Source organism: Haematospirillum jordaniae, from assembly GCF_001611975.1.
Classification (GTDB): Bacteria; Pseudomonadota; Alphaproteobacteria; order Rhodospirillales; family Rhodospirillaceae; genus Haematospirillum; species Haematospirillum jordaniae.
In genome coordinates, this window is the sequence record NZ_CP014525.1 from 886,303 (window position 1) to 906,394 (window position 20,092).

Genomic DNA, 20,092 nt, shown 5'->3' on the forward strand with positions numbered 1-20,092 from the left:
GCAGCTTTGGTATCAATCTGCTGTTTTGAAGAGGTTCGTATGACAGACAAGAACTCTACGGTGGTTCTGCCTGAAGAGGTAGAGAACGTTACCCCGGGCGTGTCTTCTGTGTCTGGGCAGGCTGACCTCTTTGATACGGTTTTATCGGGTGATATTGCGGATCTCAGACCGCGTGTCGCTGGTGATGACGAAACGGATGATCCGTTGGATGCCATTGCGCGTGAAGCCAATGATGACAGCGAGGAACAGAATCGTTCGGAACGTAATCTGACAAGCCATGCAACGACCCATACCGGTAGTCGTCGTGGTACGGATGTGAACGGCTATAGTGCTGATGACGAAGAAACGCTGATTACCTCTTCAGGGTTGGAAGAGCGCCGGCAGATCTACGATATTCAGGAGACCGGGGGTGAAGTTGTCACGCAAGCACAGTCTGGATCCGTATCTGTGGACCGTTCGGAAGTCTCGGTGGAGCGTCAGGAGCAACACGCCGAGCTTGTGGAGACTGAGGACGACGATAACGAGGAGGCTGATGGCGCGGATGAATCTGCTTCTGTCGAAGATCAAGAAATAACCGCTTGGCGTGGTGACCGTCGGCGTCGGGATTCGGATGAGGAATATACTCAGCCTGATGACGAAGAGAGTGATGCGCTTGCTGAAGAGACTCTGGAGCCAGAGATCTTGGGTGCCGTCGTTCTATCGACTGAGGAGCCGCATGCGGATAGTGCGCCTGTTTCGGATTTACCGACACTTGCTGTCGGGACCGGTTCTGTGACGACGAAAGAGGACACGGCGGTTTCCCTTGGGATCCAGTCGGTAGACCTTGTTGACACGTCCGAGACACTTTCGGTGAGTGTGTCCGGTTTGCCGACGGATGCGGTCCTCGGGACGCTGGTCGGGGGTGTGTTTACGGCGCTGAAGGCAGGCTCCGGGGGTGATCTGATATCCGCCGATGAAGGCACGGTCCTCGTTGTTCCGGGTACCACGGACTATACGACGCTTGCGGTGCGCCCGCCTGCGCATTGGAGCGGCGCTTTTACGGCGACGGTCACGGCGACGTCGACAGAGACGGGTGCTCCATCGTCTGCCGTCAGCACAGCCGCTGTAAAGGTCAATGTGACGCCTGTTGTTGATACGGCATTCGAGACTGTCAGCCCGCTTTCGCGTGCGGAGACGAATGTGGTTCAGACGGTTGGGCTTGGGCTGGCTCTTGGGAAGCCTGACGGCTCGGAGCGTGTGAGCCTGGTTGAGGTTTCCGGTGTTCCGGACGGGTTCAGCCTTGTGTACGACGGCACTGTGGTGTTGAAGGACCCTAAGTCTGGTGTCTTGAGGGTCACTGCTCCTGACCCGGGTTCGGTTGATGTCTCCAAACTTTCGCTGCAGGTTCCGGCGCACGGGAGCACCACGGGTGACGTTTCGCTGCAGGTCAAGGCGACGGTTGTTGACACGCCGGAGGGCGGTGGCACGGCCGTTGAGAAAACCGTTGAGGTTCCGGTCCCGGTGACGGTGACGCCTGTTTCGGATTTACCGACACTTGCTGTCGGGACCGGTTCTGTGACGACGAAAGAGGACACGGCGGTTTCCCTTGGGATCCAGTCGGTAGACCTTGTTGACACGTCCGAGACACTTTCGGTGAGTGTGTCCGGTTTGCCGACGGATGCGGTCCTCGGGACGCTGGTCGGGGGTGTGTTTACGGCGCTGAAGGCAGGCTCCGGGGGTGATCTGATATCCGCCGATGAAGGCACGGTCCTCGTTGTTCCGGGTACCACGGACTATACGACGCTTGCGGTGCGCCCGCCTGCGCATTGGAGCGGCGCTTTTACGGCGACGGTCACGGCGACGTCGACAGAGACGGGTGCTCCATCGTCTGCCGTCAGCACAGCCGCTGTAAAGGTCAATGTGACGCCTGTTGTTGATACGGCATTCGAGACTGTCAGCCCGCTTTCGCGTGCGGAGACGAATGTGGTTCAGACGGTTGGGCTTGGGCTGGCTCTTGGGAAGCCTGACGGCTCGGAGCGTGTGAGCCTGGTTGAGGTTTCCGGTGTTCCGGACGGGTTCAGCCTTGTGTACGACGGCACTGTGGTGTTGAAGGACCCTAAGTCTGGTGTCTTGAGGGTCACTGCTCCTGACCCGGGTTCGGTTGATGTCTCCAAACTTTCGCTGCAGGTTCCGGCGCACGGGAGCACCACGGGTGACGTTTCGCTGCAGGTCAAGGCGACGGTTGTTGACACGCCGGAGGGCGGTGGCACGGCCGTTGAGAAAACCGTTGAGGTTCCGGTCCCGGTGACGGTGACGCCTGTTTCGGATTTACCGACACTTGCTGTCGGGACCGGTTCTGTGACGACGAAAGAGGACACGGCGGTTTCCCTTGGGATCCAGTCGGTAGACCTTGTTGACACGTCCGAGACACTTTCGGTGAGTGTGTCCGGTTTGCCGACGGATGCGGTCCTCGGGACGCTGGTCGGGGGTGTGTTTACGGCGCTGAAGGCAGGCTCCGGGGGTGATCTGATATCCGCCGATGAAGGCACGGTCCTCGTTGTTCCGGGTACCACGGACTATACGACGCTTGCGGTGCGCCCGCCTGCGCATTGGAGCGGCGCTTTTACGGCGACGGTCACGGCGACGTCGACAGAGACGGGTGCTCCATCGTCTGCCGTCAGCACAGCCGCTGTAAAGGTCAATGTGACGCCTGTTGTTGATACGGCATTCGAGACTGTCAGCCCGCTTTCGCGTGCGGAGACGAATGTGGTTCAGACGGTTGGGCTTGGGCTGGTTCTTGGGAAGCCTGACGGCTCGGAGCGTGTGAGCCGGGTTGAGGTTTCCGGTGTTCCGGACGGGTTCAGCCTTGTGTACGACGGCACTGTGGTGTCGAAGCACTCTGAGTCTGGTGTCTTGAGGGTCACTGCTCCTGACCCGGGTTCGGTTGATGTCTCCAAACTTTCGCTGCAGGTTCCGGCGCACGGGAGCGGCGCTTTTACGGCGAATGTCAAGGCGACGGTTGTTGACACGCCGGAGGGCGGTGGCACGGCCGTTGAGAAAACCGTTGAGGTCCCGGTCCCGGTGACGGTGACGCCTGTTTCGGATTTACCGACACTTGCTGTCGGGACCGGTTCTGTGACGACGAAAGAGGACACGGCGGTTTCCCTTGGGATCCAGTCGGTAGACCTTGTTGACACGTCCGAGACACTTTCGGTGAGTGTGTCCGGTTTGCCGACGGATGCGGTCCTCGGGACGCTGGTCGGGGGTGTGTTTACGGCGCTGATGGGGCCCACTTCGGACGGGAGCTATGCGGTTCCGGCCGGTACGGACTATACGACGCTTGCGGTGCGCCCGCCTGCGCATTGGAGCGGCGCTTTTACGGCGACGGTCACGGCGACGTCGACAGAGACGGGTGCTCCATCGTCTGCCGTCAGCACAGCCGCTGTAAAGGTCAATGTGACGCCTGTTGTTGATACGGCATTCGAGACTGTCAGCCCGCTTTCGCGTGCGGAGACGAATGTGGTTCAGACGGTTGGGCTTGGGCTGGCTCTTGGGAAGCCTGACGGCTCGGAGCGTGTGAGCCTGGTTGAGGTTTCCGGTGTTCCGGACGGGTTCAGCCTTGTGTACGACGGCACTGTGGTGTTGAAGGACCCTAAGTCTGGTGTCTTGAGGGTCACTGCTCCTGACCCGGGTTCGGTTGATGTCTCCAAACTTTCGCTGCAGGTTCCGGCGCACGGGAGCACCACGGGTGACGTTTCGCTGCAGGTCAAGGCGACGGTTGTTGACACGCCGGAGGGCGGTGGCACGGCCGTTGAGAAAACCGTTGAGGTTCCGGTCCCGGTGACGGTGACGCCTGTTTCGGATTTACCGACACTTGCTGTCGGGACCGGTTCTGTGACGACGAAAGAGGACACGGCGGTTTCCCTTGGGATCCAGTCGGTAGACCTTGTTGACACGTCCGAGACACTTTCGGTGAGTGTGTCCGGTTTGCCGACGGATGCGGTCCTCGGGACGCTGGTCGGGGGTGTGTTTACGGCGCTGAAGGCAGGCTCCGGGGGTGATCTGATATCCGCCGATGAAGGCACGGTCCTCGTTGTTCCGGGTACCACGGACTATACGACGCTTGCGGTGCGCCCGCCTGCGCATTGGAGCGGCGCTTTTACGGCGACGGTCACGGCGACGTCGACAGAGACGGGTGCTCCATCGTCTGCCGTCAGCACAGCCGCTGTAAAGGTCAATGTGACGCCTGTTGTTGATACGGCATTCGAGACTGTCAGCCCGCTTTCGCGTGCGGAGACGAATGTGGTTCAGACGGTTGGGCTTGGGCTGGTTCTTGGGAAGCCTGACGGCTCGGAGCGTGTGAGCCGGGTTGAGGTTTCCGGTGTTCCGGACGGGTTCAGCCTTGTGTACGACGGCACTGTGGTGTCGAAGCACTCTGAGTCTGGTGTCTTGAGGGTCACTGCTCCTGACCCGGGTTCGGTTGATGTCTCCAAACTTTCGCTGCAGGTTCCGGCGCACGGGAGCGGCGCTTTTACGGCGAATGTCAAGGCGACGGTTGTTGACACGCCGGAGGGCGGTGGCACGGCCGTTGAGAAAACCGTTGAGGTCCCGGTCCCGGTGACGGTGACGCCTGTTTCGGATTTACCGACACTTGCTGTCGGGACCGGTTCTGTGACGACGAAAGAGGACACGGCGGTTTCCCTTGGGATCCAGTCGGTAGACCTTGTTGACACGTCCGAGACACTTTCGGTGAGTGTGTCCGGTTTGCCGACGGATGCGGTCCTCGGGACGCTGGTCGGGGGTGTGTTTACGGCGCTGATGGGGCCCACTTCGGACGGGAGCTATGCGGTTCCGGCCGGTACGGACTATACGACGCTTGCGGTGCGCCCGCCTGCGCATTGGAGCGGCGCTTTTACGGCGACGGTCACGGCGACGTCGACAGAGACGGGTGCTCCATCGTCTGCCGTCAGCACAGCCGCTGTAAAGGTCAATGTGACGCCTGTTGTTGATACGGCATTCGAGACTGTCAGCCCGCTTTCGCGTGCGGAGACGAATGTGGTTCAGACGGTTGGGCTTGGGCTGGCTCTTGGGAAGCCTGACGGCTCGGAGCGTGTGAGCCTGGTTGAGGTTTCCGGTGTTCCGGACGGGTTCAGCCTTGTGTACGACGGCACTGTGGTGTTGAAGGACCCTAAGTCTGGTGTCTTGAGGGTCACTGCTCCTGACCCGGGTTCGGTTGATGTCTCCAAACTTTCGCTGCAGGTTCCGGCGCACGGGAGCACCACGGGTGACGTTTCGCTGCAGGTCAAGGCGACGGTTGTTGACACGCCGGAGGGCGGTGGCACGGCCGTTGAGAAAACCGTTGAGGTTCCGGTCCCGGTGACGGTGACGCCTGTTTCGGATTTACCGACACTTGCTGTCGGGACCGGTTCTGTGACGACGAAAGAGGACACGGCGGTTTCCCTTGGGATCCAGTCGGTAGACCTTGTTGACACGTCCGAGACACTTTCGGTGAGTGTGTCCGGTTTGCCGACGGATGCGGTCCTCGGGACGCTGGTCGGGGGTGTGTTTACGGCGCTGAAGGCAGGCTCCGGGGGTGATCTGATATCCGCCGATGAAGGCACGGTCCTCGTTGTTCCGGGTACCACGGACTATACGACGCTTGCGGTGCGCCCGCCTGCGCATTGGAGCGGCGCTTTTACGGCGACGGTCACGGCGACGTCGACAGAGACGGGTGCTCCATCGTCTGCCGTCAGCACAGCCGCTGTAAAGGTCAATGTGACGCCTGTTGTTGATACGGCATTCGAGACTGTCAGCCCGCTTTCGCGTGCGGAGACGAATGTGGTTCAGACGGTTGGGCTTGGGCTGGTTCTTGGGAAGCCTGACGGCTCGGAGCGTGTGAGCCGGGTTGAGGTTTCCGGTGTTCCGGACGGGTTCAGCCTTGTGTACGACGGCACTGTGGTGTCGAAGCACTCTGAGTCTGGTGTCTTGAGGGTCACTGCTCCTGACCCGGGTTCGGTTGATGTCTCCAAACTTTCGCTGCAGGTTCCGGCGCACGGGAGCACCACGGGTGACGTTTCGCTGCAGGTCAAGGCGACGGTTGTTGACACGCCGGAGGGCGGTGGCACGGCCGTTGAGAAAACCGTTGAGGTTCCGGTCCCGGTGACGGTGACGCCTGTTTCGGATTTACCGACACTTGCTGTCGGGACCGGTTCTGTGACGACGAAAGAGGACACGGCGGTTTCCCTTGGGATCCAGTCGGTAGACCTTGTTGACACGTCCGAGACACTTTCGGTGAGTGTGTCCGGTTTGCCGACGGATGCGGTCCTCGGGACGCTGGTCGGGGGTGTGTTTACGGCGCTGAAGGCAGGCTCCGGGGGTGATCTGATATCCGCCGATGAAGGCACGGTCCTCGTTGTTCCGGGTACCACGGACTATACGACGCTTGCGGTGCGCCCGCCTGCGCATTGGAGCGGCGCTTTTACGGCGACGGTCACGGCGACGTCGACAGAGACGGGTGCTCCATCGTCTGCCGTCAGCACAGCCGCTGTAAAGGTCAATGTGACGCCTGTTGTTGATACGGCATTCGAGACTGTCAGCCCGCTTTCGCGTGCGGAGACGAATGTGGTTCAGACGGTTGGGCTTGGGCTGGCTCTTGGGAAGCCTGACGGCTCGGAGCGTGTGAGCCTGGTTGAGGTTTCCGGTGTTCCGGACGGGTTCAGCCTTGTGTACGACGGCACTGTGGTGTTGAAGGACCCTAAGTCTGGTGTCTTGAGGGTCACTGCTCCTGACCCGGGTTCGGTTGATGTCTCCAAACTTTCGCTGCAGGTTCCGGCGCACGGGAGCGGCGCTTTTACGGCGAATGTCAAGGCGACGGTTGTTGACACGCCGGAGGGCGGTGGCACGGCCGTTGAGAAAACCGTTGAGGTCCCGGTCCCGGTGACGGTGACGCCTGTTTCGGATTTACCGACACTTGCTGTCGGGACCGGTTCTGTGACGACGAAAGAGGACACGGCGGTTTCCCTTGGGATCCAGTCGGTAGACCTTGTTGACACGTCCGAGACACTTTCGGTGAGTGTGTCCGGTTTGCCGACGGATGCGGTCCTCGGGACGCTGGTCGGGGGTGTGTTTACGGCGCTGATGGGGCCCACTTCGGACGGGAGCTATGCGGTTCCGGCCGGTACGGACTATACGACGCTTGCGGTGCGCCCGCCTGCGCATTGGAGCGGCGCTTTTACGGCGACGGTCACGGCGACGTCGACAGAGACGGGTGCTCCATCGTCTGCCGTCAGCACAGCCGCTGTAAAGGTCAATGTGACGCCTGTTGTTGATACGGCATTCGAGACTGTCAGCCCGCTTTCGCGTGCGGAGACGAATGTGGTTCAGACGGTTGGGCTTGGGCTGGTTCTTGGGAAGCCTGACGGCTCGGAGCGTGTGAGCCGGGTTGAGGTTTCCGGTGTTCCGGACGGGTTCAGCCTTGTGTACGACGGCACTGTGGTGTCGAAGCACTCTGAGTCTGGTGTCTTGAGGGTCACTGCTCCTGACCCGGGTTCGGTTGATGTCTCCAAACTTTCGCTGCAGGTTCCGGCGCACGGGAGCACCACGGGTGACGTTTCGCTGCAGGTCAAGGCGACGGTTGTTGACACGCCGGAGGGCGGTGGCACGGCCGTTGAGAAAACCGTTGAGGTTCCGGTCCCGGTGACGGTGACGCCTGTTTCGGATTTACCGACACTTGCTGTCGGGACCGGTTCTGTGACGACGAAAGAGGACACGGCGGTTTCCCTTGGGATCCAGTCGGTAGACCTTGTTGACACGTCCGAGACACTTTCGGTGAGTGTGTCCGGTTTGCCGACGGATGCGGTCCTCGGGACGCTGGTCGGGGGTGTGTTTACGGCGCTGAAGGCAGGCTCCGGGGGTGATCTGATATCCGCCGATGAAGGCACGGTCCTCGTTGTTCCGGGTACCACGGACTATACGACGCTTGCGGTGCGCCCGCCTGCGCATTGGAGCGGCGCTTTTACGGCGACGGTCACGGCGACGTCGACAGAGACGGGTGCTCCATCGTCTGCCGTCAGCACAGCCGCTGTAAAGGTCAATGTGACGCCTGTTGTTGATACGGCATTCGAGACTGTCAGCCCGCTTTCGCGTGCGGAGACGAATGTGGTTCAGACGGTTGGGCTTGGGCTGGTTCTTGGGAAGCCTGACGGCTCGGAGCGTGTGAGCCGGGTTGAGGTTTCCGGTGTTCCGGACGGGTTCAGCCTTGTGTACGACGGCACTGTGGTGTCGAAGCACTCTGAGTCTGGTGTCTTGAGGGTCACTGCTCCTGACCCGGGTTCGGTTGATGTCTCCAAACTTTCGCTGCAGGTTCCGGCGCACGGGAGCGGCGCTTTTACGGCGAATGTCAAGGCGACGGTTGTTGACACGCCGGAGGGCGGTGGCACGGCCGTTGAGAAAACCGTTGAGGTCCCGGTCCCGGTGACGGTGACGCCTGTTTCGGATTTACCGACACTTGCTGTCGGGACCGGTTCTGTGACGACGAAAGAGGACACGGCGGTTTCCCTTGGGATCCAGTCGGTAGACCTTGTTGACACGTCCGAGACACTTTCGGTGAGTGTGTCCGGTTTGCCGACGGATGCGGTCCTCGGGACGCTGGTCGGGGGTGTGTTTACGGCGCTGATGGGGCCCACTTCGGACGGGAGCTATGCGGTTCCGGCCGGTACGGACTATACGACGCTTGCGGTGCGCCCGCCTGCGCATTGGAGCGGCGCTTTTACGGCGACGGTCACGGCGACGTCGACAGAGACGGGTGCTCCATCGTCTGCCGTCAGCACAGCCGCTGTAAAGGTCAATGTGACGCCTGTTGTTGATACGGCATTCGAGACTGTCAGCCCGCTTTCGCGTGCGGAGACGAATGTGGTTCAGACGGTTGGGCTTGGGCTGGTTCTTGGGAAGCCTGACGGCTCGGAGCGTGTGAGCCGGGTTGAGGTTTCCGGTGTTCCGGACGGGTTCAGCCTTGTGTACGACGGCACTGTGGTGTCGAAGCACTCTGAGTCTGGTGTCTTGAGGGTCACTGCTCCTGACCCGGGTTCGGTTGATGTCTCCAAACTTTCGCTGCAGGTTCCGGCGCACGGGAGCACCACGGGTGACGTTTCGCTGCAGGTCAAGGCGACGGTTGTTGACACGCCGGAGGGCGGTGGCACGGCCGTTGAGAAAACCGTTGAGGTTCCGGTCCCGGTGACGGTGACGCCTGTTTCGGATTTACCGACACTTGCTGTCGGGACCGGTTCTGTGACGACGAAAGAGGACACGGCGGTTTCCCTTGGGATCCAGTCGGTAGACCTTGTTGACACGTCCGAGACACTTTCGGTGAGTGTGTCCGGTTTGCCGACGGATGCGGTCCTCGGGACGCTGGTCGGGGGTGTGTTTACGGCGCTGAAGGCAGGCTCCGGGGGTGATCTGATATCCGCCGATGAAGGCACGGTCCTCGTTGTTCCGGGTACCACGGACTATACGACGCTTGCGGTGCGCCCGCCTGCGCATTGGAGCGGCGCTTTTACGGCGACGGTCACGGCGACGTCGACAGAGACGGGTGCTCCATCGTCTGCCGTCAGCACAGCCGCTGTAAAGGTCAATGTGACGCCTGTTGTTGATACGGCATTCGAGACTGTCAGCCCGCTTTCGCGTGCGGAGACGAATGTGGTTCAGACGGTTGGGCTTGGGCTGGCTCTTGGGAAGCCTGACGGCTCGGAGCGTGTGAGCCTGGTTGAGGTTTCCGGTGTTCCGGACGGGTTCAGCCTTGTGTACGACGGCACTGTGGTGTTGAAGGACCCTAAGTCTGGTGTCTTGAGGGTCACTGCTCCTGACCCGGGTTCGGTTGATGTCTCCAAACTTTCGCTGCAGGTTCCGGCGCACGGGAGCGGCGCTTTTACGGCGAATGTCAAGGCGACGGTTGTTGACACGCCGGAGGGCGGTGGCACGGCCGTTGAGAAAACCGTTGAGGTCCCGGTCCCGGTGACGGTGACGCCTGTTTCGGATTTACCGACACTTGCTGTCGGGACCGGTTCTGTGACGACGAAAGAGGACACGGCGGTTTCCCTTGGGATCCAGTCGGTAGACCTTGTTGACACGTCCGAGACACTTTCGGTGAGTGTGTCCGGTTTGCCGACGGATGCGGTCCTCGGGACGCTGGTCGGGGGTGTGTTTACGGCGCTGATGGGGCCCACTTCGGACGGGAGCTATGCGGTTCCGGCCGGTACGGACTATACGACGCTTGCGGTGCGCCCGCCTGCGCATTGGAGCGGCGCTTTTACGGCGACGGTCACGGCGACGTCGACAGAGACGGGTGCTCCATCGTCTGCCGTCAGCACAGCCGCTGTAAAGGTCAATGTGACGCCTGTTGTTGATACGGCATTCGAGACTGTCAGCCCGCTTTCGCGTGCGGAGACGAATGTGGTTCAGACGGTTGGGCTTGGGCTGGTTCTTGGGAAGCCTGACGGCTCGGAGCGTGTGAGCCGGGTTGAGGTTTCCGGTGTTCCGGACGGGTTCAGCCTTGTGTACGACGGCACTGTGGTGTCGAAGCACTCTGAGTCTGGTGTCTTGAGGGTCACTGCTCCTGACCCGGGTTCGGTTGATGTCTCCAAACTTTCGCTGCAGGTTCCGGCGCACGGGAGCACCACGGGTGACGTTTCGCTGCAGGTCAAGGCGACGGTTGTTGACACGCCGGAGGGCGGTGGCACGGCCGTTGAGAAAACCGTTGAGGTTCCGGTCCCGGTGACGGTGACGCCTGTTTCGGATTTACCGACACTTGCTGTCGGGACCGGTTCTGTGACGACGAAAGAGGACACGGCGGTTTCCCTTGGGATCCAGTCGGTAGACCTTGTTGACACGTCCGAGACACTTTCGGTGAGTGTGTCCGGTTTGCCGACGGATGCGGTCCTCGGGACGCTGGTCGGGGGTGTGTTTACGGCGCTGAAGGCAGGCTCCGGGGGTGATCTGATATCCGCCGATGAAGGCACGGTCCTCGTTGTTCCGGGTACCACGGACTATACGACGCTTGCGGTGCGCCCGCCTGCGCATTGGAGCGGCGCTTTTACGGCGACGGTCACGGCGACGTCGACAGAGACGGGTGCTCCATCGTCTGCCGTCAGCACAGCCGCTGTAAAGGTCAATGTGACGCCTGTTGTTGATACGGCATTCGAGACTGTCAGCCCGCTTTCGCGTGCGGAGACGAATGTGGTTCAGACGGTTGGGCTTGGGCTGGTTCTTGGGAAGCCTGACGGCTCGGAGCGTGTGAGCCGGGTTGAGGTTTCCGGTGTTCCGGACGGGTTCAGCCTTGTGTACGACGGCACTGTGGTGTCGAAGCACTCTGAGTCTGGTGTCTTGAGGGTCACTGCTCCTGACCCGGGTTCGGTTGATGTCTCCAAACTTTCGCTGCAGGTTCCGGCGCACGGGAGCGGCGCTTTTACGGCGAATGTCAAGGCGACGGTTGTTGACACGCCGGAGGGCGGTGGCACGGCCGTTGAGAAAACCGTTGAGGTCCCGGTCCCGGTGACGGTGACGCCTGTTTCGGATTTACCGACACTTGCTGTCGGGACCGGTTCTGTGACGACGAAAGAGGACACGGCGGTTTCCCTTGGGATCCAGTCGGTAGACCTTGTTGACACGTCCGAGACACTTTCGGTGAGTGTGTCCGGTTTGCCGACGGATGCGGTCCTCGGGACGCTGGTCGGGGGTGTGTTTACGGCGCTGATGGGGCCCACTTCGGACGGGAGCTATGCGGTTCCGGCCGGTACGGACTATACGACGCTTGCGGTGCGCCCGCCTGCGCATTGGAGCGGCGCTTTTACGGCGACGGTCACGGCGACGTCGACAGAGACGGGTGCTCCATCGTCTGCCGTCAGCACAGCCGCTGTAAAGGTCAATGTGACGCCTGTTGTTGATACGGCATTCGAGACTGTCAGCCCGCTTTCGCGTGCGGAGACGAATGTGGTTCAGACGGTTGGGCTTGGGCTGGTTCTTGGGAAGCCTGACGGCTCGGAGCGTGTGAGCCGGGTTGAGGTTTCCGGTGTTCCGGACGGGTTCAGCCTTGTGTACGACGGCACTGTGGTGTCGAAGCACTCTGAGTCTGGTGTCTTGAGGGTCACTGCTCCTGACCCGGGTTCGGTTGATGTCTCCAAACTTTCGCTGCAGGTTCCGGCGCACGGGAGCACCACGGGTGACGTTTCGCTGCAGGTCAAGGCGACGGTTGTTGACACGCCGGAGGGCGGTGGCACGGCCGTTGAGAAAACCGTTGAGGTTCCGGTCCCGGTGACGGTGACGCCTGTTTCGGATTTACCGACACTTGCTGTCGGGACCGGTTCTGTGACGACGAAAGAGGACACGGCGGTTTCCCTTGGGATCCAGTCGGTAGACCTTGTTGACACGTCCGAGACACTTTCGGTGAGTGTGTCCGGTTTGCCGACGGATGCGGTCCTCGGGACGCTGGTCGGGGGTGTGTTTACGGCGCTGAAGGCAGGCTCCGGGGGTGATCTGATATCCGCCGATGAAGGCACGGTCCTCGTTGTTCCGGGTACCACGGACTATACGACGCTTGCGGTGCGCCCGCCTGCGCATTGGAGCGGCGCTTTTACGGCGACGGTCACGGCGACGTCGACAGAGACGGGTGCTCCATCGTCTGCCGTCAGCACAGCCGCTGTAAAGGTCAATGTGACGCCTGTTGTTGATACGGCATTCGAGACTGTCAGCCCGCTTTCGCGTGCGGAGACGAATGTGGTTCAGACGGTTGGGCTTGGGCTGGCTCTTGGGAAGCCTGACGGCTCGGAGCGTGTGAGCCTGGTTGAGGTTTCCGGTGTTCCGGACGGGTTCAGCCTTGTGTACGACGGCACTGTGGTGTTGAAGGACCCTAAGTCTGGTGTCTTGAGGGTCACTGCTCCTGACCCGGGTTCGGTTGATGTCTCCAAACTTTCGCTGCAGGTTCCGGCGCACGGGAGCACCACGGGTGACGTTTCGCTGCAGGTCAAGGCGACGGTTGTTGACACGCCGGAGGGCGGTGGCACGGCCGTTGAGAAAACCGTTGAGGTTCCGGTCCCGGTGACGGTGACGCCTGTTTCGGATTTACCGACACTTGCTGTCGGGACCGGTTCTGTGACGACGAAAGAGGACACGGCGGTTTCCCTTGGGATCCAGTCGGTAGACCTTGTTGACACGTCCGAGACACTTTCGGTGAGTGTGTCCGGTTTGCCGACGGATGCGGTCCTCGGGACGCTGGTCGGGGGTGTGTTTACGGCGCTGAAGGCAGGCTCCGGGGGTGATCTGATATCCGCCGATGAAGGCACGGTCCTCGTTGTTCCGGGTACCACGGACTATACGACGCTTGCGGTGCGCCCGCCTGCGCATTGGAGCGGCGCTTTTACGGCGACGGTCACGGCGACGTCGACAGAGACGGGTGCTCCATCGTCTGCCGTCAGCACAGCCGCTGTAAAGGTCAATGTGACGCCTGTTGTTGATACGGCATTCGAGACTGTCAGCCCGCTTTCGCGTGCGGAGACGAATGTGGTTCAGACGGTTGGGCTTGGGCTGGCTCTTGGGAAGCCTGACGGCTCGGAGCGTGTGAGCCTGGTTGAGGTTTCCGGTGTTCCGGACGGGTTCAGCCTTGTGTACGACGGCACTGTGGTGTTGAAGGACCCTAAGTCTGGTGTCTTGAGGGTCACTGCTCCTGACCCGGGTTCGGTTGATGTCTCCAAACTTTCGCTGCAGGTTCCGGCGCACGGGAGCACCACGGGTGACGTTTCGCTGCAGGTCAAGGCGACGGTTGTTGACACGCCGGAGGGCGGTGGCACGGCCGTTGAGAAAACCGTTGAGGTTCCGGTCCCGGTGACGGTGACGCCTGTTTCGGATTTACCGACACTTGCTGTCGGGACCGGTTCTGTGACGACGAAAGAGGACACGGCGGTTTCCCTTGGGATCCAGTCGGTAGACCTTGTTGACACGTCCGAGACACTTTCGGTGAGTGTGTCCGGTTTGCCGACGGATGCGGTCCTCGGGACGCTGGTCGGGGGTGTGTTTACGGCGCTGAAGGCAGGCTCCGGGGGTGATCTGATATCCGCCGATGAAGGCACGGTCCTCGTTGTTCCGGGTACCACGGACTATACGACGCTTGCGGTGCGCCCGCCTGCGCATTGGAGCGGCGCTTTTACGGCGACGGTCACGGCGACGTCGACAGAGACGGGTGCTCCATCGTCTGCCGTCAGCACAGCCGCTGTAAAGGTCAATGTGACGCCTGTTGTTGATACGGCATTCGAGACTGTCAGCCCGCTTTCGCGTGCGGAGACGAATGTGGTTCAGACGGTTGGGCTTGGGCTGGTTCTTGGGAAGCCTGACGGCTCGGAGCGTGTGAGCCGGGTTGAGGTTTCCGGTGTTCCGGACGGGTTCAGCCTTGTGTACGACGGCACTGTGGTGTCGAAGCACTCTGAGTCTGGTGTCTTGAGGGTCACTGCTCCTGACCCGGGTTCGGTTGATGTCTCCAAACTTTCGCTGCAGGTTCCGGCGCACGGGAGCGGCGCTTTTACGGCGAATGTCAAGGCGACGGTTGTTGACACGCCGGAGGGCGGTGGCACGGCCGTTGAGAAAACCGTTGAGGTCCCGGTCCCGGTGACGGTGACGCCTGTTGTTGATAGTCTCAATTTTGAACTTGCCCATGGCACGAGAACAGCTAGCCACCCGGATCGGAGTATTCCTTTGCGCATGGCCTTCTCTTTGGAGGACAGGGATGGGTCAGAGCAGGTTACTCAGATCCTGTTCAAGAACCTTCAAGGTTGGACACTGCACGATGCCAATACACGTGAAAGCTGGAGTCCATCACATGATGGTTCCATCAGCTATTCTGTGCCACGGCATTCCTCTGGATCCATGCAGCTTGATAACCTGTATTTGGTGCCCCCGGGTACGAGGCGGGTTTTCAAACAGCTGGATGTTGCTGTCGAATGGAAAGAAGAGGGACTGAGTGCGAAACGTACCCAGTCTGCCAAGTTGAAGGTTATAACCCCCTCGTTGGATGTGCGGGTTGAGGCTTCGGGCCATGAAATGGCAGCAACGGAGGATGCAGAGTTCAAGTGGAGTCCGGCATTCAAGTCTTTGAATTCAGATTACTCTGTGGACCATGTTACTATTTATTCCAATGATCCAGATATGGCGAATAGCCAGTGGAAGACGACTGATAACGGAGCATTCACCAAACCGACGGAGGGTCGTTATCAATTTGATAGCATTACTTACAAGTATAAGCTCGATGTTCCACATACGAACATCATTCGTGAGGGTGATGGGAATGTCCGCATCCAAGGCATGTCAGTAAAGACGCCGAAGCACGATGTGGAAAATGTGGATCTTGATGTTGCCTTCGGCCTTACTTTGTTGCCTGTGAAAGGGCGTATTGCCAAACAGGTTATCGTGCATGGCCATCTTGATGTATTGCCTCGCTATGATGGTATTGAGAAATCTTATCTTCCTTCCTCGGTAGGTGGGAACGAAGATGAAAACGGTATCAATGCCTTTGCCTTTGGTCTTTCATTGGATTTGAAAGACAAGGATGGTTCGGAGAGAGTCGATTGGTTGCGTTTTAGCAATGTGCCCGATGGCGTTGCCCTGCGTCCTCCGGGATCTTCTGATGTCATTCAACCACGTCGTGGTGTGATTGACTGGAGGGTGCCTGATGGCCTTGGTAAGTCTGATTCTGGCCATGTCAGTATTCAGGGTCTTTCTTGGGTGCTGTCTGATCACGCCGCCTTGCCGGGGGGGCAAGAGATCAAGGTCTCGTCTTATATGAGTGACGCGCGGCAGATTGCCAAGGAATCTGACAGTCGTCATCCAGACAGCTCTGGCTGGGCATACTTAGGATCGTTTCCGTTTGCTGTGAAGCCTGTCCCGGATACGCCGGACAATGATCGGGTGCATGTTTCTGGCGATGAAGACACTTGGATACCTCTTGGGTTGTCCTGGTCAAGTCCGGACAAAGACGGATCCGAAACCCTTTCGGTTACTTTGTCTGGATTCCCGGCTGATACATCTGTTCGTTATCTGAAGGATAAAAAAGAGCACGAGGCTGTTATGGAAGGTCCTGCCAGCCTTCTGCAGCTTTCTGGTGAAGAGCATAGAAGCCTGAGGGTGAAGGCACCTGCAAACTCTGATGAGGACTTTGAACTGAAGGCCGTTATCCGGTCGGCAGAAAAGGATACCAGAGAGTACAGCGAGGTTGAGTCTTCTGTTCGTGTTTCTGTTCGTGGTGTTGCGGATGGTACCGGGAATACGAGACACGTATACAGCCGTACCGGTAAAGAGGACCTGCGTGTGCCTCTGCAACTGGACCAGGTAAGCTCCCGTGATACGGATGCGTCCGAAGGGGTCAGCTATCAGCTGGATTTATCCGGGGTCGCCCGGGATTATCCGGATTATACTCTGTTTACCGGTGGGTCTTCGGATCTGGTGGCCTTGCCCGGTCAACCACATCATTTTGCGGTTGGGAAAGATGCTCTGGGTAGTCTTTCGCTTCTCTTGGGACCTGATGCATCCGGGGTTGTCTCAATTCCGGTGCAGGCTGTCTTTACAGAGCGTGAAGGCGATGTCCGGGTTGAGTCACATACCCTTCAGGTGATGGTAGAGCCTGTGCCCGATGTTCCTCTTCAAGCGCCTGTCCCTAAAGCCGTTGAATTGGTGCTACAGGAGGGTGGTCCCGTCGCCCTTGGCCCCGTTGCTGGCCAAACTCTCTTGCCCAAGCCCGCTGTCAGAGAAGAACTCGTTGTTAACAAGGATCTGGCGGAGTCATTTTTGCCATTGCCTGAGAATGCCCGGGAAGATGGGAACGTCGTTATTCCGTTGAGGGCTACTCCACGGGACTCTGATGCTTCCGAGAAGGTTTCGGCTGTCTCTCTCACAACGTATATGAAGGGATTCACAGTCAAGGCAAGGACAGAAGATGGTGTCGAGGAGACTCTGGTCTGGGATAGGGCAAGCAAGGGCTATGTCGTCGATGATACCAAGGACAGTAACCTAGTTTCTTTCCATGAACTTGTTTTTGTCCCTGAAGACGGTCGTGCCGATCTTGGCGGGGATGATATTCCCTATGCCTTGTCTTTCACGCTGGATGACGGAGACCCGGACAAGGGTGGTGCGCGTCAGACATTTGCGCTGAAGCGGACCTTGAAGGTTGACCCCGTGGCTGATGCGCCCGTTGTCGAGGTGTCCCAGGCAGACAAATCCAAGGCAATGTTACCTGTTGTTGGGCATGCTGCTGATTTAGCTGTCGTTCTGCGCAGCGGTGAGGCGAGCCAAGTAACACCTACCGATTCTGTAATAAGGAAAGAGGGGCCTGTTGTCGGGCATAATGGCGATATTTATGCGTCTGACGGCTCTGAAGCTGTTCACCTTGTCATCTCTGGTATGAAGCCCGGCGTTGTTCTTCTGGACAGAAACGATAAGGTGATTGGTCACGACAATGGTGAGGGGAGCTGGTTCCTGGATGCACAGGTCATTGATGGTCTGCGCGATTCTGGTAATGGTTCTATTCCTGTCGGGGCTATCCGGGTTTGGGCACCGCATGGTTTGGCTGCAGGCGATGAGACCCTGAATCTGCAGGTTGAGGCCATTGCAGTCGAGACGAAGGGAACTTCCGCTGATGCGGTCAAACGGGTTCGGGGATCTGATATTGTCGTGAAGTGGCGGACTACCGGAGAGGTCCCCGAATCACAGATGTCTTCTGGCCGTGGGGGTGATGGTAGCCTTGAGAACAACAAGTTACGGCCAGAACCAGATGCTCTAGAGGCGATGCCGGATCCCAAGCCGCTGGTTAAGTTCAGTGATGGCAAGACTGTTCTAAGCGGAACAGAAGATAGCCCCCTATCGTTGTCAGGGGTATCTGTCGTTGCTACTACTGGCGAGCCTTTGCCTGCTTACACCTCGTTGAGTGCTGTGATCTTGGTGCCCAAGGGCTTTCTGCTGGCAGGCCATATACCCTTGTCAGGGGTGAAGCCCTATGACGCGGAGCAGAAGGGGCTGCCGGCATTCACGGAAGAGGGAGAGAATCCCGGCTACACGTCCTATGTTGTACCGGGCGGTGACCTGTCACACCTTTCTGTGATCCGTGATCCCTCTGTCAAGGAGGCGGAACATTATGCGGGTTCTCTGCCGATATACGTTGAAGGGGTTGTGACAATTGCAGGTCGTCAACCGATAAAAACCCGGCAGGTCGTAGAGTTTGATATCAAGCCGGTTGTAGATGGCGTTGAACTGTCAGCCAATCCTTCTGCCGGTAAGGAAGGTGACGCATTCATTCCCTTGGGTCTTGATGCCAAAAAGCTGGACTCATCCGAGGAGATTCGCTCCCTGTCACTTGAAATGAACGATGATTACAGCAAGGTTACGTTCGTCGACGAGACTGGGAACGCTGTGGATGTTCGTAACCTCTCGCTTAAGCAGCTGAAAGGTTTGGGCATAAAGCCTGCTGCAGATTTCTCTGGGTTTGTCTCCTTTGTGGTCAAGGCGAGAACCGGGGATGGTGATGAGGAGAAAGAGACATCGCTGTCGGTGCTGACCTCTGTCGCTCCGGTTGCTGATACACCGACGCTTGTCGTGCCCACGGAACCTCTTTCAGGCACAGAGCATGATGGTACTGGCAAGCCTGAATTGATTCCTTTGAAGATCAATGCACGTTTAGGAGACAATGACGGATCTGAAATCCTCTCTGTTATTGTTGGTGGCTTGCTCAAGAATGGTAAGTCCGTTGGTATACTGGTCGATGATAAGGGTAGTGCACTTCCCGGTAACATGAACAATGGGCAGTGGGTTCTGAATGCCGATGCTTTACAGAAAGGCGTTTATTTGCGCCCGGCCCCTCATTTTGGTGGTGATGTTACCTTGACGGTTGTGGCCGAGGCCCGTGAAAAGAAGTACCGCCCGGGTAGTAAAGAAGCTGGTGCTGTAGAAGCTGTTCAAGACACAATACAGGTTCACATCGAACAGGTGGCAGATAAGCCGAGCCTGGATGTTGGATTGGGAGTCGTGAAAACTGATGAGGACAGGGTGGTTTCCCTTGGGATCCAGTCTGTTTCCCTTGTTGACAAGGATGGGTCCGAGACACTTTCGGTGAGTGTGTCCGGTTTGCCGACGGGTGCAGTCCTCGGGACGCTGGTCGGGGGTGTATTTACGGCGCTGGAGACGGGGCCCAGTCCGGACGGGAGCTATGCTGTTGCTGACGACAAGGTTTCTAAGCTTGCGGTGCGCCCGCCTGCGCATTGGAGCGGCACGTTTGCCGTAAAGGTCACGGGGACGTCGACGGAGACGGGGACTTCGTCGACTAGCACAAGCCGCGATGCCACGGTCGAGGTTACGGTAAAGCCGGTTGCGGATATTCCTGACTTTGCACCCACAGATGTGACAGTTCGATCTGCGGCTACGCCCATTGCGATAGGCGATGTGTTCAACAATGTTCCTTCAGCAGATACCGATGGATCCGAGCAACTGTTTTTGCACTTCAAGCTTGGTGATGGCGTGAGCATTGGTTATGTCCGTAATGGTAGCTTTGAGAAGCTTGGCCAAGAAATTTCTGATGGGTGGACAGAGATTGGCTCTGGTTGGGGGCCACATCTCTATCTTGAAGGATCTGGTCAGGTTCGGTATCGGGTTGCTTCGCAGGAAGGGAATGATGCCTCCAACCGTGCTTATACCGTTGAAAAAACGATAACGGTTCGGGAGGAGACAACGTCTTCATCAACGGTTTCCAGAAGGAAGAGATCTCTGGACGAGAGTTATGAGATGTCTCCGGCACGGGAAGAAGCGGACGAAAACCGTGATGCCGAGAGCCGGCCCCTTGCCTGGGATCATTATCTTTCACCAGCCAGTGCGCAGGGTAAAAGCGATGTCAAGCCAGATGAACAGCTGGCTTATATCGCAGACGATTCACATTCGTCCTTTGCGGGAGGTAGTATGGCGGGTGACAGTTCATCCTTGGCGGCGCTGGACAGTGATGCGCTTGGCGGTTTTGGTGATTCCTATGTCGATGACCCTGCTGTCTTGCATCACACACCCTATCTGTAAGTGGTTGTTGTATGGGGTGAGGGCCTGAGTT

1 protein-coding gene is annotated in these 20,092 nt (G+C 58.9%); it reads left to right on the forward strand.

All coding sequences use genetic code 11. From position 1 onward, the window contains the following. Nucleotides 1-39: 39 nt before the first annotated feature. Nucleotides 40-20,061 carry a hypothetical protein gene (locus tag AY555_RS04310; protein ID WP_066133907.1) on the forward strand — a complete coding sequence of 6,674 codons (20,022 nt, stop codon included), beginning with the start codon at nucleotides 40-42 and terminating at the stop codon, nucleotides 20,059-20,061. Nucleotides 20,062-20,092: the final 31 nt, after the last annotated feature.